The 18,871-nt window shown below is 70.5% G+C and carries 17 protein-coding genes; 7 read left to right on the forward strand and 10 right to left on the reverse strand.

The window, feature by feature from the left end; translation table 11 throughout:
* Positions 1-79: 79 nt before the first annotated feature.
* Entirely contained in the window at positions 80-874 is a 795-nt protein-coding gene (gene atpB, locus IO39_RS12165; RefSeq protein WP_043620564.1) for a F0F1 ATP synthase subunit A, read from the forward strand.
* Here atpB and nagZ read toward each other — a convergent pair.
* The 6 genes from nagZ to IO39_RS12195 all read right to left on the reverse strand — a co-directional run bounded on the left by nagZ (position 871) and on the right by IO39_RS12195 (position 6,062).
* On the reverse strand, positions 871-2,166 hold the full coding sequence (nagZ, locus tag IO39_RS12170) for a beta-N-acetylhexosaminidase (RefSeq protein WP_043620566.1): 1,296 nt from the start codon (positions 2,164-2,166) through the stop codon (positions 871-873). The two genes, atpB and nagZ, sit on opposite strands and share 4 nt — an antisense overlap.
* Positions 2,167-2,228: 62 nt before the next feature.
* Positions 2,229-3,890 (reverse strand): phosphoenolpyruvate--protein phosphotransferase, encoded by a 1,662-nt coding sequence (gene ptsP, locus IO39_RS12175; RefSeq protein ID WP_043620567.1) that lies wholly within the window; start codon positions 3,888-3,890, stop codon positions 2,229-2,231.
* Positions 3,887-4,147: an HPr family phosphocarrier protein gene (locus IO39_RS12180; protein ID WP_043620570.1), complete on the reverse strand. Its 261-nt coding sequence runs from the start codon at positions 4,145-4,147 to the stop codon at positions 3,887-3,889. Before IO39_RS12180 ends, ptsP begins: the two co-directional genes overlap by 4 nt.
* Before the next feature lie 148 nt (positions 4,148-4,295).
* On the reverse strand, positions 4,296-4,742 hold the full coding sequence (locus IO39_RS12185) for a PTS sugar transporter subunit IIA (protein WP_043620573.1): 447 nt from the start codon (positions 4,740-4,742) through the stop codon (positions 4,296-4,298).
* Positions 4,743-4,752: 10 nt separating this feature from the next.
* Positions 4,753-4,989, reverse strand: coding sequence for a PTS sugar transporter subunit IIB (locus tag IO39_RS12190; protein WP_043620576.1), 237 nt, complete (start codon positions 4,987-4,989; stop codon positions 4,753-4,755).
* Positions 4,990-5,027: 38 nt separating this feature from the next.
* A complete protein-coding gene (locus IO39_RS12195) occupies positions 5,028-6,062 on the reverse strand; it encodes an SIS domain-containing protein (RefSeq protein WP_043620579.1) in 1,035 nt (344 codons plus the stop codon).
* 124 nt (positions 6,063-6,186) lie between these two features.
* On the opposite strand from IO39_RS12195, the gene IO39_RS12200 reads away from it, so the two are divergent.
* From IO39_RS12200 to IO39_RS12215, 4 genes are all read left to right on the forward strand, one after another.
* Positions 6,187-6,927, forward strand: a complete 741-nt coding sequence (locus IO39_RS12200) for a GntR family transcriptional regulator (protein ID WP_043620582.1) — start codon at positions 6,187-6,189, stop codon at positions 6,925-6,927.
* A 231-nt stretch (positions 6,928-7,158) separates the two neighbouring features.
* Positions 7,159-8,499 carry a PTS transporter subunit EIIC gene (locus tag IO39_RS12205; protein WP_043621277.1) on the forward strand — a complete coding sequence of 447 codons (1,341 nt, stop codon included), beginning with the start codon at positions 7,159-7,161 and terminating at the stop codon, positions 8,497-8,499.
* Positions 8,500-8,771: 272 nt separating this feature from the next.
* A complete protein-coding gene (locus IO39_RS12210) occupies positions 8,772-10,034 on the forward strand; it encodes a PTS transporter subunit EIIC (RefSeq protein WP_043620584.1) in 1,263 nt (420 codons plus the stop codon).
* Positions 10,035-10,275: 241 nt separating this feature from the next.
* Positions 10,276-10,713, forward strand: a complete 438-nt coding sequence (locus IO39_RS12215) for an Rv3235 family protein (protein WP_043620587.1) — start codon at positions 10,276-10,278, stop codon at positions 10,711-10,713.
* Between the two features lie 75 nt (positions 10,714-10,788).
* Here the strand turns inward: IO39_RS12215 and secA are convergent, their stop codons facing one another.
* Positions 10,789-13,578: a preprotein translocase subunit SecA gene (gene secA / locus IO39_RS12220; protein WP_043620590.1), complete on the reverse strand. Its 2,790-nt coding sequence runs from the start codon at positions 13,576-13,578 to the stop codon at positions 10,789-10,791.
* 223 nt (positions 13,579-13,801) lie between these two features.
* On the opposite strand from secA, the gene IO39_RS12225 reads away from it, so the two are divergent.
* Both IO39_RS12225 and IO39_RS12230 read left to right on the forward strand, forming a co-directional pair.
* A complete protein-coding gene (locus IO39_RS12225) occupies positions 13,802-14,062 on the forward strand; it encodes an HGxxPAAW family protein (protein WP_043620593.1) in 261 nt (86 codons plus the stop codon).
* 373 nt (positions 14,063-14,435) lie between these two features.
* Entirely contained in the window at positions 14,436-15,638 is a 1,203-nt protein-coding gene (locus IO39_RS12230; protein ID WP_043620596.1) for a winged helix-turn-helix domain-containing protein, read from the forward strand.
* Between the two features lie 244 nt (positions 15,639-15,882).
* Here the strand turns inward: IO39_RS12230 and IO39_RS12235 are convergent, their stop codons facing one another.
* The 3 genes from IO39_RS12235 to IO39_RS12245 form a co-directional block, all read right to left on the reverse strand.
* A complete protein-coding gene (locus tag IO39_RS12235) occupies positions 15,883-16,581 on the reverse strand; it encodes a response regulator (RefSeq protein WP_043620599.1) in 699 nt (232 codons plus the stop codon).
* A gap of 187 nt (positions 16,582-16,768) precedes the next feature.
* On the reverse strand, positions 16,769-17,437 hold the full coding sequence (hpf, locus tag IO39_RS12240) for a ribosome hibernation-promoting factor, HPF/YfiA family (protein WP_043620605.1): 669 nt from the start codon (positions 17,435-17,437) through the stop codon (positions 16,769-16,771).
* Between the two features lie 627 nt (positions 17,438-18,064).
* On the reverse strand, positions 18,065-18,829 hold the full coding sequence (locus IO39_RS12245; RefSeq protein WP_063765263.1) for a ComF family protein: 765 nt from the start codon (positions 18,827-18,829) through the stop codon (positions 18,065-18,067).
* Positions 18,830-18,871: the final 42 nt, after the last annotated feature.

Here is an 18,871-nt window from a genome sequence, read left to right on the forward strand (position 1 = left end):
AAAACCCCACAAAAGGAGTGTCCGAAATGCCGGGTTAAGGTGTCTTTCCAGCGAAAGTCGCTACCCAGAAGGGACCGCCGTGCCGACGACGATCCTGATCACCTCCCCTGAAGAGTGGACCCCTCCGGGCTCCGAGCTCTTCCAGTTCGCCCCCATCATCCCCGGCGGGCCGGCGTGGTTCACCAAACCGGTCCTCATCGCCCTGCTCAGCGCGGTCATCGTCATCGCCCTGTGCTGGGCCGCGTTCGCCAGACCGAAGATCGTGCCGAGGGGCTGGCAGAACCTCGGCGAGTACGCCTACGACTTCGTACGCGACCAGATCGCCCGCCCCAGCCTCGGCAGGCACGCGGACCGCTGGATGGGCCTGCTCCTGACGATCTTCCTCACCGTGCTCGTCTGGAACCTGATGGGCGTCATCCCGTTCGTCCAGTTCCCCGTGGCCGCGCACATCGCCTTCCCGGTGGTGCTGGCCGTCTCCGTCTACGTCATCAAGGTCTACCTCGGCGTCCGGCACCACGGTGTGCGCGGCTACCTGCGCGGCATCGTGCACCTGGAGGGCATGCCCGGCTGGGCGTACGCCGTCTACGCCCCGCTGATCCTCGCCGAGGTGTTCGTCAACTCGCTGTTCACCCACTTCATCCGGCTGTTCGCGAACATGTTCGCCGGCCACATGCTGGTGGCCTTCTTCAGCTCGGTCGGCTTCTGGTTCCTGTTCGAGCGGCTCACCCCGCTCGGCGTGGGCCTGGGCGTGCTCGGCGTGGCGATGACCATCGTGATCACCGCGTTCGAGATGTTCATCCAGTTCCTCCAGGCGTTCCTGTTCGCCATGCTCGCCGCGATGTTCATCGCCAGCGGGCTGGAGGGCTCGCACTAGTCCCCCGCGCGGGCGGCCAGCCTGCGGTGCTCGGGCGAGCGCAGCACGTCGGCCGCCCGCCGCGCCGAGGCCACGGGCGCCTCGGTCAGCAGCCCCCGGTTGTGCTTGAGCGTCAGCAGCCGGGTGACCGACTGGTCGAGGCGCTCGGCGGAGATCCGGCCCGACTTCACCGCCGCCAGCACCGCCCGGTAGGCCCTGGGCAGGTTGTTGGGCATGAGCAGGATGTCGGCGCCGGCCAGCACGGCCCGCACCGCGATCTCGCCGTCGTCGTACTTCTTGCGCACCCCGCCCATGTTGAGCGCGTCGGTCGAGATCACGCCCTTGAAGCCGAGCTTGTCGCGCAGCAGGCCGGTCAGGATCGGCTTGGACAGCGTGGCCGGGTCGCCGGAGGGGTCGAGCTTGGGGAAGACGATGTGGGCGCTCATCACCGCGTCCACCCCCGCGTCGATCGCGGCCCTGAACGGCGGCGCGTCGATGCGCTCCCACTCCGCCTTCGTGTGCTTGATCACCGGCAGCCCGGTGTGGCTGTCGACGTTGGTGTCGCCGTGGCCGGGGAAGTGCTTGGCGGTGGCGGCGATCTTCGCATCGCCGAAGCCCTTGACCGCCGCGGCCACCATCTTCGCGACCCGCTTCGGGTCGTCGCCGAAGGCCCGGCGGCCGATGACGGGGTTGCGCGGGTTGACGTTGACGTCGGCGACGGGGGCGAAGTCGAGGTTGACGCCGAGCGCGCGCAGCTCCTCGCCGGTCGCCCTGGCCACCTCGCGGGACAGGCCGGTGTCGCCGGTCGCCCCGATCTCGCCGGCGCCGGGGAAGTCCGTCATGAGGGCGGACATCCTGGACACCAGGCCGTTCTCCTGGTCGGTGCTGATCAGCAGCGGCACCTTCCCGGAGGCCCGCTGCAGGCCGTTGGTGAGGCCGACGACCTGGCTGACGCTCTTGACGTTCTGCGGGAAGAGGATCACGCCGCCCAGGTGGTATTTGGCGATCACCTTGGCCGGGGTCCTGGCGGAGTATCTGGCCTGGTTCTCGCCGGAGACGGTGTCGGCCGTGGTGCCGTACAGGACGGGCATGAAGAGCTGGCCGACCTTCTCCTCGGTGCTCAGCCGCGCCAGCACGCGCTGCACCGGGCTCTGCTGGGGCGTCGTGCTGACCGTCCGCGGCGACGGGAGCGACGTCCGCGCGGGCGGGGCGGCCTTGCCTCCGGTCGGCTCCGCGCCCACCGAGCCGCCGCCACCGCCGCACGCGGCGAGCGCGATCACCAGAAGCCCTGCCGTACCGATCCGTCCACGCATGACATCAAAGGTATCCATGTGACGACCCGGCTCGGGCAGGCGCTTACCGAAACCGGGCGGAACTACAACCCCAGCCTGTCGAGTCCGGGCAGGTGGGCGCGGGCCAGGGCGCGCGCGTCGGCCGACGAAGATCCCGTGCGCGCCGCCTCCGCCGCGTCCCGGCACTGCTCCAGCGTGTGCGCGGCCAGCCCGGCGCGCACGGCCGCCAGCGCGGAGGGCGCCATCGACAACGAGGTGGCCCCGAGCCCGGTCAGCACGCAGGCCAGGCCGGGGTCGGCGGCGGCCTCGCCGCAGATCCCGCACGGCTTGCCGGCCCGCGCCGCGGCCCGCGCGGTGGTGGCGACCAGGTCGAGCAGGGCCGGCTGCCAGGGATCGTGCAGCGCGCTCATCGCGCCGAGCTGGCGGTCGGCGGCGAAGGTGTACTGGCTCAGGTCGTTGGTGCCGATCGAGACGAAGTCGACCAGGTCGAGCAGGTCGTGGGCGCGCAGCGCGGCGGACGGGATCTCGATCATCACGCCGACGTCCGTCAGCCCCTTGTCGCCGCACTCCCTGGCGAACCACGCGGCCTCCTCGGCCGTGGCCACCATCGGCGCCATCACGCGCACCCCGCCGACGGCCGCCAGCGCGTCGAGCTGCACGTCCATCACCTCGGGGTAGCGGGCGAACCTGCGCAGCCCCCGCTCCCCCAGCGCCGGGTTCGCCTCGGGGGACGCGGGCAGGAACGCCAGCGGCTTGTCCGCGCCGCCGTCGAGCGTGCGCACCACCACCGGGCCGCCGGGGAACGCCTCCACCGCCGCCCGGTAGGCCCGCTCCTGCTCCTCTGCGGAGGGCGGCTCGGCCCGGTCGAGGAAGAGGAACTCGGTCCGGTAGAGCCCGACGCCCTCGGCCCCCGCCGCCACGGCGGCGTCCAGCTCGGCCGGGCCGCCCACGTTGGCCAGCAGCGGCACCGCGTGGCCGTCGGCGGTCACGCCGGGTCCGGACCATGACGCGAGGGCGGCCTGCCGGGCGGTGGCGGCGCCGACCGCGTCGGCCACGTCCGACTCGGCGGGCTCCACGCGCACCTCGCCGGAGGTGCCGTCCACCATGACCTGCACGCCGCGCGGGATGCGGGTCGCGCCGGGACAGGCCACGACGGCGGGCAGCCCCATCGACCTGGCCATGATCGCGGTGTGGCTGGTCGGCCCGCCCTCCTCGGTGACGAACGCGACCACGTCGTCCCTGGACAGCAGCGCGGTGTCGGCGGGGGCGAGGTCTCTGGCGACCAGCACGTACGGCTCCGCCGGCGCGACCGGCAGCCCCGGCATGGCCTGCCCGTTGAGCAGCGCGATCACGCGGTCCCTGATGTCGCCCAGCTCGGCCGCCCGCTCACCGAGGTATCCGCCGGACCCGGCCAGCACGTCCCGATATTTCGTGAAAGCCTCGAAGACCGCCCGGGGGGCGGCCAGGCCGCGGTCGATCAGGGATCTCACCTTCACGACCAGACCGGGGTCCTCGGCCATCAGCGCCTGGGCCTTGAGGATCTCCTCGGCCTCGCCGCCCGCCTGGTTGCCGCGGGCCTCCAGCTCGCCCGCGACCTGCGTGAGCGCGGCCATCGCGCGCTCTTTCTCCTGCTCCGCCTCACCGGTGTAGGTGGCGCCCTCGGGGGGTTCGGGCACGGAGACGGTCAGCACATAAGAGGGGCCGTGCCCGATGCCCGGGCTGACCCCCACCCCCCGGAGGTTCATGGGGTACTGGCGATCTTCGCCAGCTCGTCGAGCACCTCTTCGGAGCCCTCACCCTCCGCGGAGATCACCACGGTCTCGCCCTGACGGACGTCGAGCGCCATGATGGCCAGGATGCTCTTGCCGTTGACCGGGCCGCCGCCGTGAGGCTTCTGCACCGAGATGTCCATCGGCGCCAGCTTGGCCCGCTGAACGAACGTCGCCGCCGGCCGGGCGTGCAGCCCCACTTCCGCCGCCACGGTGACCTTACGCTCACCCATGTCGTCACTCCTCCTTCTGTGCCGGTCCAGACCAGCCGGACCTCGGATGTCAACGTCGGCCGATCGCGCTCAAATCGGGCGACCCACTTCATTGTGACGGGTCCGACCGATACTCTCGCGACTGCGACCGAACAGCGCCGGGCGGCCGCTATTCCCACCGGAAGAGCTCGTCCCCCACGTGCACCGTCCCCTCGGTCACCCCGGTCACCTCGGCCGGGAGCGCGTCGAGCGCGACGACCGGGCAGACCGGCGAGCGCCCGCCCGCCTCGATGACGGCCGGGTCCCAGGCCACCACCGGCTGACCGGCGCTGACCCTGTCTCCCTCCGCCGCCAGAAGCTGGAACCCCTCCCCCTTGAGCTGGACCGTGTCGATCCCCAGATGCACCAGCACGCCCTTGCCGTCGTCTCCCACGATGACGTAGGCGTGCGGATGCAATTTCATTATCTTCCCCGCTATGGGAGCCACGGCCTTGCCCGGCCCCCTCAGCGGATCGATCGCCGTTCCCGGCCCGACCATGCCGGCGGAGAACACCGGATCGGGTACGGCGTCCAACCCCACGGCCGCCCCCTCGACCGGGGCGAGAACAGTCGTCATGGTCTCGCCCTTAGCCGATGATGTCCTCGATGTCGCTGGCGATCGTGTCGGCCTCCGGTCCGACGACGACTTGGACCACGTTCCCCGCCGCCATCACGCCATGCGCGCCGGCCGCTCTGAGTGCCGGCTGGTCGACCTTCGAGGCGTCGCGCACCTCGGTCCGCAGCCGGGTGATGCAGGGCTCTATCTCGATGATGTTGTCGGCGCCGCCCAGCGCGGCGATGATCGCGTTCACGTCCGCCGCCATCCGGTCCTCCTTAGGATGAGCACTCTGACCAGGCTAGATCAGTCTGTCTGAGTGACCTTGTTCAGGCCGCGCGGCGCGTCGGGGTCGATGCCGAGCCTGCGGGCCAGCGCCTCGGTGAGGAGCTGGCCGGGCACGATCAGGCCCATCGGGGCCAGCCACTCGGGCAGGTCGGGACCGTTCAGCGCGGCCGTGCCCGCCCCCGCCAGCCCCTCGCCGCCCCCGATCGTGTACGCCGCCGCGCCCGCCGCCACCACCCGCTCGGCCAGCGCCACGGTGCCCTGCAGCGTCGGGCTGTGCTCGGCGGCCACCAGCAGCGCCGGCGTGTCGGCGTCCACCACGGCGATCGGGCCGTGCAGCAGGTCGGCGTACGACAGGCCCATGGCGTGCAGGTAGCAGGCCTCCTTGAGCTTCAGCGCGGTCTCCAGCGCCGTCGAGAACGCCAGCCCCCGCCCCGACACGACCACGCCCGGCTTGTCGAGCAGCCCCTCGACCACGGCCTCCAGGTCGCCCGGCTCGGCGATCAGCTTCTCCACCGCCTCGGGCACCCGCCGCAGCTCGTCGGCGTCCACGTCCGCGCCCAGCCCGATCGCGAGCACCGCCAGCGCCGCGAGCTGCGTCGTGTACGTCTTCGTCGCCGGGACGGCCTTCTCCTCGCCCGCCACCGTGCACAGCGCCACGTCGGCCTCCTGGGCCAGCGGGCTGTCCTCGCCGCCGTTCGTGATGCCGACGGTCCTCGCCCCGCACTCCTTCGCCCAGGCCAGCGTCTCGACGATCTCCTCGGTCCGCCCCGACTGCGAGATCGCCACGGCCAGCACGCCGTCGAGGTCGAGCCGGCGCTTGTACGTCGTCGCGATCGACGGCGCCGCCAGCGCCGAGAGCCGGCCGGCGTGCGATTCGACCAGGTAACGCCCGTACACTGCTGCGTTGTCGGAGGTGCCGCGGGCGATGAACAGCAGCTGCCTGGTCTGCTCGCCGATGGCCTTGATCTCGTCGATCTTGGGGAGCAGGGAGTCCAGTGTGGCGCGCAGCGCGGTCGGCTGCTCGGCGATCTCGCTGCGCATCTTGGTGGTCATCTCGGGCCCATCCCTCAACTCATTGCGGTTCAGACTTGACCGTCTTTCGCGACGTGTGGTCTAGTCCGGACTAGACCAGTACGAACCATAGCCCATGACCCAGATAGAGACGAGGGGAGGATCCGTGGCGCACATCGATCCGGACAGCCCGGTGCCCAAGTACTTCCAGCTTCGCGAGATCCTGCTGGACCTCATCGACAGCGACGAGCTCAGCATCGGCGCGGCCATCCCCTCCGAGCGGGAGTTGTGCCAGCGCTTCGGCCTGTCCAGGATGACCGTGCGGCAGGCCGTGGACCACCTCGTGTCCGAGGGCCGCCTGCACCGCGTGCCCGGCAAGGGGACGTTCGTCGCCCGGCCGAAGATCGAGCTGGCGCTCCAGCTCACGTCCTTCACCGACGACATGAGGGCGCGCGGCATGATCCCCGGCTCGCGCGACCTCGACCGCCGCATCGTGCGCGCCAGCGCCCACCTGGCCAAGGAACTGGGCATCCAGCCGGGCGAGGAGGTGCACTTCATCGAGCGCCTGCGCACGGCCGACGGCGAGCCGCTGTCGATCGAGCGGGCCCACATCCCGGTCAAGCTCGCCCCCGACCTCGCCGACCACGACCTCTCCGACAGGTCGCTGTACGAGCTGCTGGAGCGACGCTACGGCCTGGTCATGGACGCCGGCGAGCTGACCATCGACGGCGGGCTCGCCGACCCGAGCGACGCCGACCTGCTGAAGCTGCCGCGCGGCGGGGCCGTGCTGCTGTTGCAGCGCAGGTCGTTCTCCGGCGGGGTCTGCGCGGAGCTGGGCGTGTCCACGTACCGCGCCGACCGCTACCAGCTGCGCACCAGCCTCGAAATGCCCGTCCGCCGCGGCTGAGCCCCACGAGGAGAGCCGGCCCACCCACCCGTGCCGCGGCGGGCCGGGCTTCCGCCCCGGATCTCAGCAGCCGACCGGCCTCCCACCTGCTTCGGCGGCCGGCTTCCCGGCTTCCCGGAGGACCCCCATGACTCCCGGCACCGCGTCGTAGGCGCCCGCACGGACTGAGGCCCAGTCCCCGGAGGACCCCCTATGACTCCCGGCACCCCCCACGCCTCGGAGGAACGCCCGGTGAACGAGACCACCGCCGCCCGGCCTTCGCCGTTCGCGCGCGTGATGACCATGCTGCAGCGGCTGGGGCGCTCCCTCATGCTGCCCATCGCCGCCCTGCCCGCGGCGGCCCTGCTGCAGCGCTTCGGCCAGCCCGACATGCTCGGCTCGAACGGCGCCGAGCCGGGCGGCCTGGCCGACGTCGCCGGGATGGCCTGGATGAACGAGGTGGCCGGCGTGCTGGCCGCCGCCGGGGCGGCCCTGTTCGACAACCTGCCGCTGCTGTTCGCCGTGGGCGTCGCGATCGGCTTCGCCCGCAAGTCCGACGGCTCCACCGCGCTCGCCGCCGTGGTCGGCTACCTGGTCTTCGACCGCGTGACGAAGGCGATGTTCTTCGAATCGGACATCAGGGACACCGTCTCCATCAAGGTGGTCGAGGAGCAGGGCATCAAGGAGATCATCGACCACGGCCTGCAGAACCCCACCAAGGTCCTCGGCGGCATCGTCATCGGCCTGGTCGCCGCCCTGCTCTGGCAGCGTTTCCACCGCATCAAGCTGCCGTCCTGGCTGGCGTTCTTCGGCGGGCGGCGCTTCGTGCCGATCATCACCTCCATCGTCGCGCTGCTCATCGGCGTGGCCTTCGGCTGGCTCTGGCCGGTGATCGGCGAGTGGATCCGCCACGCCGGCGAGGCCCTGGCCGCCAGCGGCCCGATCGGCACCGGCGTCTACGGCCTGATCAACCGCCTGCTGATCCCCCTCGGCCTGCACCACTTCGTCAACTCCGTGGTCTGGTACGTGGTGCCGCAGTGCGACGTCGGCGGCCGGGTGCTGGGCGGCGACTGGAACTGCTACTTCGGCGGCGCCCCGGAGTCGGGCCAGTTCATGGCCGGCTTCTTCCCCGTCATGATGTTCGCCCTGCCGGCCGCCGCCCTGGCCATGTGGCGCGCGGCCCCCGAGCACCGGCGCGCCACGGTGGGCGGCATCATGCTGTCGGCGGCGCTGGCGTCGTTCGTCACGGGGATCACCGAGCCGATCGAGTTCGCCTTCATCTTCGTGGCGCCGCTGCTGCTGGTGGTGCACGCGATCCTGACGGGCCTGGCGATGGCCCTGACCATGCTCATCGGCGGGCAGCTCGGCTTCGGCTTCTCCGCCGGCCTGCTCGACCTGCTCCTGAACGCCAGCAAGTCGAACACCGAGAACCTGCCCGGCATCCTGGCGCTGGGCCTGGTCTACGGCGTGGTCTATTACGTCGTGTTCACGTTCCTCATCCGCCGGCTGAACATCATGACCCCCGGCCGGGAGCCCGAACCCGACGTCGACTCAGGCGAACCCCCCGACCGCCCGCCAAGCACCCCCGCCTGACCCCCGGCGGCCACGGGCTCCGGCCGCGCGAGCAGCCGCCGGCGCGTTCCCGCAGCTCCGCCACGGGGTAGTAACCCCCCGATCCCCCGCGAAACGACACGAACGCGTGCGGGGGTGACGCGACCATGCAGCACTCGTCCGAGCCCCCGCCCGAGCCACCGGTCGAGCCACCGTCCGGACCACCGCCCGAACCGCCCGCCCAGCCACCGTCCGGACCGCCGGCTGAGACACCGTCCGGACCGCCCTCCTCGCCGTCAGGAGCCCTGCGGGGGATGCCGTGGGTGTCGTCGGCGTTCGCCGTGCTGCAGCGCGTCGGCCGCTCGCTCATGCTGCCCATCGCGGTGCTCCCGGCCGCCGGCCTGCTGTTCCGCTTCGGCCAGGACGACCTGCTCGGCGCGGACGGTCTCGGCGCCGTCCTGCCCGGGCTCCTCCCGGCCGCCAAGATCATGGCCGCAGCCGGCGGCGCGCTCTTCGACAACCTGCCGCTGCTGTTCGCGATCGGCGTGGCGATCGGCTTCGCCCGCAGGTCCGACGGCTCCACCGCGCTGGCGGCCCTGGTCGGCTACCTGGTCTTCGACCGCGTGACCAAGACCCTGTTCTTCGAGGCCGGGCAGGGCGCCGTCCACACCAAGGTCACGCTGATCCTCCAGAACGGCACTCCCGCGCTCGACCTGGGCGCCCAGAACCCCACCGGCGTCCTGGGCGGCATCCTCATGGGCATCACGGCCGCCCTCCTGTGGCAGCGCTTCCACCGCCTCAAACCGCCCGCCTGGCTGGCCTTCTTCGGCGGGCGCCGCTCGGTGCCCATCCTCACCGCCGTCGCCGGCCTGGTCCTCGGCGTGCTCTTCGGCCTCCTCTGGCGGCCGGTCGGCGACTGGCTGGCGCAGGCGGGCGACTGGCTCACGGCCCACGGCACGGTCGGAACGGGCATCTACGGCGTGGCCAACCGCCTGCTCATCCCCGCCGGCCTGCACCATTTCCTCAACACCATCGTCTGGTTCACGCTGCCCGAGTGCCACGCGGGCGTGAACGGCGCGACCCGCGACGCCACGGGCGACCTGAACTGCTATTTCGCCGGGGAGCAGGGCGCGGGCGTGTTCATGACGGGCTTCTTCCCCGTCATGATGTTCGGCCTGCTCGGAGCCGCCATCGCCATGTGGCGCGCGGCCCCGCCGGACCGCCGCCGGTCGGTCGGCGGCATCATGCTCTCGGCCGGTCTGACCGCGTTCGTCACGGGCATCACGGAACCCCTGGAGTTCGCCTTCATCTTCGTGGCGCCCGCCCTGTTCGTCGCGCACGCCCTCCTGACCGGCCTGTCGATGGCCCTGATGGCCGAACTCGGCGCCCGCCTGGGCTTCACGTTCTCCGGCGGGGCCATCGACCTGCTGCTGAACGCGGGCAAGTCCAACACGCACGGGCTGGGGCTGGTCGTGGGGTTCGGCGTGGCGTACCTGCTGCTGTACTACGCCCTCTTCACGATCCTGATCCGCCGCCTCGACCTCCCCACCCCCGGCCGCGAACCCACCCCCGCGTAGGACCCGGCGGACCCGGCGAATCCGCCGTCCCCCAGGGTTTGGGGTTTCCGTGACGCGCGCCATTCGCGGCCGGAACACCACGTCACTCCCGCCCCAGGGAATCCAGCTTTCGACAGCCTTTTCCGCGAAAAAGGACAAACTCTGCCGCCCACCGTGGAAGTTGGCGCGTTCTGTATTCCTGGGCCGGGCCGAAAACTCGTTATAGCGACTCTTTATCGCATGCCAAGAATCGGAGGAGCACATGTCCCCGGCGACCCGCATCGGCCTGACCCCCGCCCCCGAGCCGCGTCCCGGCGAGGAGCCCCGGACCCCGCGGACCCAGGGCGCCCTGGCCCTGGACCCGCACCGCATGGTGTGGGGTCCACCGGGCACGACACCGGACGAACGCACCCTACGGCGCCTGGCCCAGGCCCTGGCCGAGGTGCTCGCCGGCCGCCGGCCGCCGGAGACGCTGGCCGACCGGCTCACCGACCACGCCTACCGCGACCTGGTGCGCGCGGGCCGCATGCTCCCGGCCGGCAGCGCCCCGTTCGCCGGCAGCGTGCACGGAAAGGAGCCCCGGGACGGCGTCATAGAGATGTGCGCCCTCGTGCACTGCGGCGACCGCAACCACGTCCTGGCCGTACGCGTCGAACGGCGCGGCGTGCAATGGTTGTGCACCGATTTCGAAACGGCCTGACGAACCCGCACACCACATGAAAGACCCCCACCTCCATGGAACGGGAGGTGGGGGTCTCGGGGAGCGTGGGAACGATCAGGCGGCGTTCTTCGGGTCTCCGTGGCAGCGCTTGTACTTCTTGCCCGAGCCACACGGGCAGGGCGCGTTGCGCTCGACGTTGCCGTATGCCGCCCGCTCCGCCTGGGTGGTGCGGACCTTCACGTGCTCGACCTCGCCCTGCTCACCGGGAGCGGAGTATTCGAGCTCGGCGGGACGCTCGGGGCCGCGCAGGCCGCGCGCGATGATCGAGCGCGTCTCCGCGATCGCGGCGTCCTCTTCCGCGACGATCGGATTTTCCTGCACCTCCACCTCGAGGTTGAACAGGAAGCCGACGGAGTCCTCCTTGATGCCCTCGAGCATCGCGGTGAACATCTCGAAGCCCTCGCGGGCGTATTCGATCTTCGGGTCCTTCTGCGCGTAGGCCCGCATGCCGATGCCCTCGCGCAGGTAGTCCATCTCGTAGAGGTGCTCGCGCCACTTGCGGTCGAGCACCGAGAGGATCACGCGACGCTCCAGGTCGCGCATGGTCTCCGCGCCGAACTCCTCCTCGCGCCGGTCGTAGGCGGCCAGCGCGTCGGCCTTGACCTTCTCGCTGATCAGCTCGGCGCTCAGTTCCTCGCGGCCGCCGGCCTCCTCGACGAGGTTGTCGATCGTGATGGAGATCGGGTAGAGCTCCCCGAACGCCTTCCACAGCTTCTCGAGGTCCCACTCCTCGGCGAAGCCCTCGGAGGTGGCGCCCTGGACGTAGCCGTCGATCACCTCGCCGATGAAGCCGCGCACCTGCTCGTGCAGGTCGGCGCCCTCCAGGACGCGCAGGCGCTCGGCGTAGATGACCTTGCGCTGGCGGTCCATGACCTCGTCGTACTTCAGAACTTCCTTGCGGATCTCGAAGTTCTGCTGCTCGACCTGGTGCTGGGCGGAGGCGATGGCCTTGGAGACGATGCCGGACTCGATCGGCTGGTCGTCGGGGATCTGCAGCCTGGTCATGATCATCTCGACCCTGGCCGAGTTGAACAGGCGCATCAGGTCGTCGCCGAGCGACAGGTAGAAGCGCGACTCGCCGGGGTCGCCCTGACGGCCGGAACGACCGCGCAGCTGATTGTCGATGCGGCGCGACTCGTGCCGCTCGGTGCCCAGGACGTAGAGGCCGCCCAGCTCGGTGACCTCGTCGTGCTCGGCCTTGACCGCGGCCCTGGCCTTCTCCAGCGCCTCGGGGTAGGCCTTCTCGTATTCCTCCGGCGTCTCGACCGGGTCGAGGCCGCGCTGGCGCAGCTCCAGGTCGGCGCGGAACTCGGAGTTGCCGCCGAGCATGATGTCGGTGCCTCGACCGGCCATGTTGGTGGCGACGGTGACGGCGCCCTTGCGGCCGGCCTCGGCGATGATCGACGCCTCACGCGCGTGGTTCTTCGCGTTGAGCACCTCGTGCGGCACGCCGCGCCGCTTGAGCGCCTTGGACAGCCGCTCCGACTTCTCCACCGAGGTGGTGCCGACGAGCACCGGCTGGCCGGCCTCGTAGCGCTGCTTGATGTCCTCGACCACCGCGTCGAACTTGGCGTCCTCGGTCTTGTAGACCACGTCGGGCTGGTCCTTGCGGATCATCGGCCGGTTGGTCGGGATCGGGACGACGCCGAGCTTGTAGGTCTGGTGGAACTCGTTGGCCTCGGTGGTCGCCGTGCCGGTCATGCCGGCCAGCTTCTTGTAGAGGCGGAAGTAGTTCTGCAGGGTGACCGTGGCGAGAGTCTGGTTCTCGTCCTTGATCTTCACGCCCTCTTTGGCCTCGATGGCCTGGTGCATGCCCTCGTTGTAGCGGCGGCCGTGCAGGATGCGGCCGGTGAACTCGTCGACGATCAGGACCTCGCCGTCGGCGACGATGTAGTCCTTGTCCTTCTTGAACAGCTCCTTGGCCTTGAGCGCGTTGTTCAGGAAGCCGACGAGGTGGGTGTGCTCGGGCTTGTAGAGGTTGTCGATGCCGAGCCAGTCCTCGACCTTCTCGACGCCGGACTCCAGGATGCCGACCGTGCGCTTCTTCTCGTCGACGATGTAGTCGCCGGTGCTCTCCTCGCCCGGGTTCTTCGCCTCGACGCCCCTGCGCAGGCGGGGCACGATCTTGGCGAACTCGGTGTACCACTTGCCCGACTGCTCGCCGGGGCCGGAGATGATCAGCGGCGTGCGGGCCTCGTCGATGAGGATCGAGTCGACCTCGTCGACGATGGCGAAGAAGTGACCGCGCTGCACGCACTCGTCGAGCGACCACGCCATGTTGTCGCGCAGGTAGTCGAAGCCGAACTCGTTGTTGGTGCCGTAGGTGATGTCGGCTTCGTACTGCTTGCGGCGCTCGTCGGGCTGCTGGCCCGACACGATGCAGCCGACCTCGAGGCCGAGGAAGCGGTGCACCCGCCCCATGGTCTCGGCGTCACGCTTGGCCAGGTAGTCGTTGACCGTGATGACGTGGACGCCCTTGCCCGCGATCGCGTTGAGGTAGGACGGCAGGGTGCAGGTCAGCGTCTTGCCCTCACCGGTCTTCATCTCGGAGATGTTGCCCAGATGAAGGTTGGCGCCGCCCATGATCTGCACGTCGTAGGGCCGCTGGCCGAGCACGCGGCGGGCCGCCTCGCGCACGGTCGCGAACGCCTCGGGAAGCAGATCGTCGAGGGATTCGCCGTCGGCATGGCGCTGCTTGAACTCCTCCGTCAGCGCACGCAACTCCGCGTCGGACAGGCTCGTGAAGTCGTCCTCGATGGAGTTGACCTGGTCTGCGATCCGCCTGAGCTTGCGCAGGATCTTGCCTTCGCCGGCACGTAGGATCTTGTCGAGAATGGCTGCCACTTTATGTAAAGCTCCTCGCAGGTCTTCCCCGGCGGCGCCGCCAGGAGGAGAGGCCGAGACAAACTTCCCCGCTTGCCATCGTAGGCGGTTCCGCAACCAGACACAGCCACCGTGACGACGAGGGCGCAGAACCTGTCTGGGAGAATGGGTCAAGGCAGAGGGTATGCCGGTTGAGAGCCGGCTCGCACCGATAGCGCGATAACCGGCAAAGGAAGGATTAGCCATGGTTGAGGGGAAGAAGTCAGAGCATACGGAGAATCTCGGCAGCCACGGCGGGCGGGCCTCTTCGTGGCTCGCGGTGACGGTGATGCTGGTGGGAACCATCGTGGCCGGCTTCGGGCTGACGGCTGCCAACTGGACGCTCGTCTGGATCGGCGCCGGGGTCTTCGTCGTCGGCGGTGTCCTCGCCCTCGTCTTCGACATCTTCACGGACGTCGTGATCGACGCGCCGCGTGTCGGCATGCGCGCTGAAGATCACCGCTGACTCTGGCCTCACCGGCGGGGGGCCCCCCCCCGGGCCGCCCGCCGCCGCCCCTCCAGCCCCCCCCCCTTTCCCCCCCCCGCCCCCCCCCCCCCCCCCGCGGCCCCCCCCCCCGGGGCCCCCCCCCCCCCCGCCATTCCAGCCCCACCCCGTTCCACCCCGCGGCCGCCGCTGACGCGATTCCACCGCCGGTTCCCTTGCTTCCTCGGGACCGCCGCCCATCGCGATTCCACCCCGGCCCCCTTGCACCCCCGGGGCCGGCCGCCATCGCGACTCCGCCTCATCGCCTCCCTTTCCCTGCGTCCGCCCGCGCGTCCCGTTTTGTCGGTCCCCGCGACTAGATTGCTCGCATGCATCGCCATATGGAGTCTCGGGCATGACCGGTGCGACCGACCTGACGGCCGACGAGGCGCGCCGGGTCATCCTGCGTTCACAGGGGTTCATCGGCGCCGACGCGCGCAAGGGCGGGGTGCACGCGATGCTGCGCAGGCTGGGCGCCGTGCAGCTCGACACGATCTCGGTGCTGGCCCGCTCCCACGAGCTGGTCGCCTACGCCCGCCTGGGCGCGGTGGGCCGTGCCAAGATCGAGCGCGCCTACTGGCACGACCCCGCCCAGAGCTTCGAATACTGGTGCCACGCCGCCTGCATCCTGCCCATCGAGCACTGGCCGCTCTACTCGTTCCGCCGCCGGGCCTTCCGCAACCGGCGCTACCGCTGGCACGAGGTGCCCGACGGCGTGGAGAAGCTGCTCGACCAGGTCCGCGAGTCGGGCCCGCTGACGACGTCCGACGTGGGCGGCGCCAAGAACGGCGGCCCCTGGTGGGACTGGTCCGATTCCAAGATCGGCCTGGAGTGGCTGCTCGACATCGGCGAGCTGGTCTGCAGCCGCCGCGTCGGCTGGCGCCGCGTCTACGACCTGGCCGAGCGCGTGGTCCCCGCCGACCTGCTGGCCGACGACCTGTCCGACGAGGAGTGCGTCGTGCGCCTGGCGGCCATCGCGGGCCGTTCCCTCGGCGTGGCCAACCGCACCGACCTCATCGACTTCCTGCGCCTGAAGGGCCACTACGCCGCCATCCTCGACGAGGTCCTGCTCAGCGGCGCGGCGGGCCTGGTGCCCGTCACCGTCTCGGGCTGGGCGGGCAGGAAGGGCCAGGCCAACGCGTGGGCCGACCCGGCGGCCCTGGAGTCGGAGCCGCGCGGGCGCCACCGCACGACGCTGGTGTCGCCGTTCGACTCGCTCATCTGGCACCGGGGGCGCACGGAGCGGGTGTTCGGCTTCACGTACACGCTGGAGCTCTACGTCCCCAAGCACAAGCGCGTGCACGGCTACTTCACGATGCCGGTGCTGGCCGGGGGGCGGCTGATCGGGCGCGTCGACCCGGCCCGCGAGGGCTCCACGCTGGTGGCCAGGCAGCTCAGCCTGGAGCCCGGGCTCTCCCCCGCCAAATGGGCCGACGCGCTGAGCGACGCGCTGTGGTCGGCGGCCGAATGGGTGGGCTGCGACTCCGTACGCGTCGACCGCGCCGACCCACCGGAGCTGCTCCCCATCCTGAACGCCCCGCGCTCCGCCCCTGCATGAGGCGCTCCCGGGCCTCGTGAGCCCCGGGCTCTCGGGCCCGCGGCTCTCAGAGCTTCACGGACCTCGCCTCTCGGGCCCGCGGCTCTCAGGGCTCTCAGGGTTTCACCACGGGCCCGGGCACTCGGGCCCGCGGCTCTCAGGGCATCACGGGTCCGCGCTCCGGTCTTCCGGGGCTCGGACCGTCAGAGCTCCCGGCTCGTGAGGCTCTCCGAGCGCCGCGTCGGGGGCTGGGGTGCCGGGTGGCTCAGGTGATCTCCAGCATGCGCTCCCGCACGGCGTAGACCACGGCCTCCATCCGCGAGTGCAGCTGCAGCTTGTCGAGGATGTTGCGGACGTGGTTCTTCACGGTGTTCTCGGAGATGAACAGCTGCTTGGCGATCTCCCGGTTGTTCATGCCCTTGGCGACCAGCCGCAGGACCTCCATCTCCCGGTCGGTCAGACGGGGGACGGGGAGCTGGGGCGGGCGTTCGGCCTCCTTGCGGCTCATGTTGGCGAACTCGCTGATGAGCTTGGCCGCCATCGCCGGGTTGATCAGCGACTGGCCTTCGTGCACGCCGCGCACCGCCGCGGGGACGTCATTGATCTGCACGTCCTTGAGCAGGTAGCCGGTGGCTCCCGCCTTGATGGCCTCGAAGAGGTCCTCTTCCTCGTCGCTCACCGTCAGCATGATGATGCGGGTGCTGGGCACGGAGGCCTTGATGCCCTTCGTCGCCTCGATCCCGTCCTGCCGGGGCATGCGCACGTCCATGAGCGCGACGTCGGGCATGAGGCGATCGGCCAGTTCGACCGCCTCCTGCCCGTCGCTCGCCTCACCGACCACCTCGATGTCGGGCTCGGCAGCCAGCGCCAGCGCCAGGCTCCTCCTGATCAGCTCGTGATCGTCGACGATCAGCACGCGGATCGGCTCGCTCGCCTGAGCGCGGGCCTCGCCAGACTCGGTCACAAGGCCTCCTTGATCCGCCTCGCGACGATCCGCCTCGCGCCTGCCGTTGCCTCGCTTCGCTCGCTCATCTCTGCCTGACTGAGCTCGCTCACGTCTCCTCCTCGTCGGGGGGCCAGAGCCGTCGAACCGCCATGATGGCACGTACCGGCGGCTCTCGGGGTGGTCGAGAAGATCTTTTAGCGCGCGATCAGGGCTCTACGAGCCGTAGCACGCCGTAGTTGTAGCCGCGCCGGTTGTAGACGACGCACGGCTGGCCGCTCTCCTTGTCACGGAACAGGTAGAAGTCGTGCCCGACCAGCTCCATCTCGAGCAGGGCCTGGTCGATGGTCATGGGTTCCGCTCGGTGGAACTTCTCCCGGACGATGAGCGGCCCGTCGCCGTCCATCTCGATCGGGACGATGTCGTCGTAGAGCTGGTCGCTCTTCTGCTGCAGCTCGTCCTCGTCGGGTTCGGCCTGTTCGGGGACGGCCGGCTGCGTGCGCGGCGCGAGGTCGGCCGCGTCGGGAAGGGTTGCGGTGATCTCCGCCACCGAGGGCGGGCAGTGGTTGCCGTGATGGACCTTGCGCCGGTCGGACAGCCGCCTGAGGCGGCCTTCCAGCTTGTCGAGGGCCAGGTCGAGAGCTGCGAATCGGTCGTCGGCCGAGGCCTCGGCGCGGATGGCCGGCCCTCGCGAGTGAATGGTGAGCTCGACGCGCTCCCGCTGTCCTGCGAGGCGCGGATTGCGTTCCTTCGACACCTCCACATCGACTCGGATGAGTTTGTTGTCCAGACGTTCGATCCTGGCCAGCTTGGTCGTCACGTGGTCGCGGAACCGATCACTCACTCCTGTGTGCCGGCCCTTGACGATGATGTCCATGCAACAGCCCCCCTTCGGTCTAACGACTGAGCAAGAGCGCCCGACAAAGTGCACGTCGGACGGGGTCTTCTGGCTGCCCTTCTGTCACCGTTACCCTCTTCCGACTCGGCGTCACCGGGAACTCGGAAGGCACCCGCCCGGCCGACCTGGTCTTCGACCCCACATCCGCCTGCTGAGGGTTTCGCAGCTCTGTTGCCACTACTGCCCTTCTCTCCTGACGGGGGACATCTGGACCCCCGGGAAGGCAGGACTTACCCCTAAGCCGCACCGTGATCGGTCGACAAAGAGTCGCCTTACGTGGACCGTTTTGCCTGCGGCTGGCATCGGCTAGCAGAGCCGGGGACCCCGACCCTGCGCAACCACGGACCCGAACGGGTGCCATGTAGGAACGCTATCCGCATCCTGCACGAATGTCAGCTTGCGGGTCGCCCAAAGGATCACCGTCCGTGATGTGCAGCAGGCCGGAAAGCGCCTTCCGATGCCCCGTTTAACCGATCGGCAACCCTTATGAGGGCGGGGGTCCCGTCCGCTGAGCAGCGGTCCCGCCGTAGCAGAGGAAGTGACATGTGACCTCCAGGTTAGAGTCACGATTTGGATCTTTCTTTACTCACCGTCACCAAACGGATTTCAAGATCTTCGGCGTGTCGCGCCTGCCGTCACGGCCAGAGGCGCCGCCACCCCCTCCGCGCGCAGCGCCCTGGCGGCCTCCGCGAGGGTGGCGCCGGTCGTGACGATGTCGTCCACGAGCAGCGCAAAGGCCACTGGAGGGCCTTTCGCGGCCGCCACGACCCTCAGCGACCCCGCCACGTTGGAGCCCCTCTCTGTGCAGCTCAGGCCCGCCTGGTCGGTGATCCGCCGGGCTTGACCCAGCGCCGCCCACACCGTCGCGCCCGCCAGCCCGGACGCCCGCAGCCGCCCGGCCACCAGCTCCGCCAGCCTGCCGACGTGATCGTGCCCCCGGCCCCGCACACTCCGCCGCGCGCTGGGCACCGGCACCACGGCGAACGCCCCACCCGCCGCCCACCCGGCCCCCTCAGAGCGCTCCCACCTCTCGGAACGCCCCCTCTCCCCGGAACGCCCCCGTCCCTCGGAACGCCCCGGCCCCTCCACGTGGGCGATGGCGGCCAGGGCCGTACGCGCGATCGCCTCCGCCAGCGCCCCGGCCAGCGTCACCATGCCGCGCTCCTTGTAGGCCACGATCGTCCGGCGCACCGCGCCCTCGTAGGGGGCGGCGGACCAGCAGTCGGGCAGGCCGGGCGGGGCGGGCGTGGGGACGCGCCTGGCCGGCCGGGCGGTCAGGGCGGCGAAGCAGCGCGGGCAGCACGACGCCCCCTTGGCGCCACAGCCCGCGCAGGAGGGTGGAAGGACCAGATCCAGTACGGCGCCGAGCACGCACCCCACCATGCCCGCCGCCACCGACAGTTCCGCCGGAAG

The organism is Nonomuraea candida, assembly GCF_000725485.1.
Taxonomy (GTDB): Bacteria; Actinomycetota; Actinomycetes; order Streptosporangiales; family Streptosporangiaceae; genus Nonomuraea; species Nonomuraea candida.

Excerpts from the sequence above, each read along its gene's own strand:
- nagZ (WP_043620566.1), bottom strand. The coding sequence starts at position 2,166 with ATGCGTGGACGGATCGGTACGGCAGGGCTTCTGGTGATCGCGCTCGCC.
- ptsP (WP_043620567.1), bottom strand. The coding sequence starts at position 3,890 with ATGAACCTCCGGGGGGTGGGGGTCAGCCCGGGCATCGGGCACGGCCCC.
- IO39_RS12180 (WP_043620570.1), bottom strand. The coding sequence starts at position 4,147 with ATGGGTGAGCGTAAGGTCACCGTGGCGGCGGAAGTGGGGCTGCACGCC.
- IO39_RS12185 (WP_043620573.1), bottom strand. The coding sequence starts at position 4,742 with ATGACGACTGTTCTCGCCCCGGTCGAGGGGGCGGCCGTGGGGTTGGAC.
- IO39_RS12190 (WP_043620576.1), bottom strand. The coding sequence starts at position 4,989 with ATGGCGGCGGACGTGAACGCGATCATCGCCGCGCTGGGCGGCGCCGAC.
- IO39_RS12195 (WP_043620579.1), bottom strand. The coding sequence starts at position 6,062 with ATGACCACCAAGATGCGCAGCGAGATCGCCGAGCAGCCGACCGCGCTG.
- IO39_RS12210 (WP_043620584.1), top strand. The coding sequence starts at position 8,772 with ATGCCGTGGGTGTCGTCGGCGTTCGCCGTGCTGCAGCGCGTCGGCCGC.
- IO39_RS12215 (WP_043620587.1), top strand. The coding sequence starts at position 10,276 with ATGTCCCCGGCGACCCGCATCGGCCTGACCCCCGCCCCCGAGCCGCGT.
- IO39_RS12225 (WP_043620593.1), top strand. The coding sequence starts at position 13,802 with ATGGTTGAGGGGAAGAAGTCAGAGCATACGGAGAATCTCGGCAGCCAC.
- IO39_RS12230 (WP_043620596.1), top strand. The coding sequence starts at position 14,436 with ATGACCGGTGCGACCGACCTGACGGCCGACGAGGCGCGCCGGGTCATC.
- hpf (WP_043620605.1), bottom strand. The coding sequence starts at position 17,437 with ATGGACATCATCGTCAAGGGCCGGCACACAGGAGTGAGTGATCGGTTC.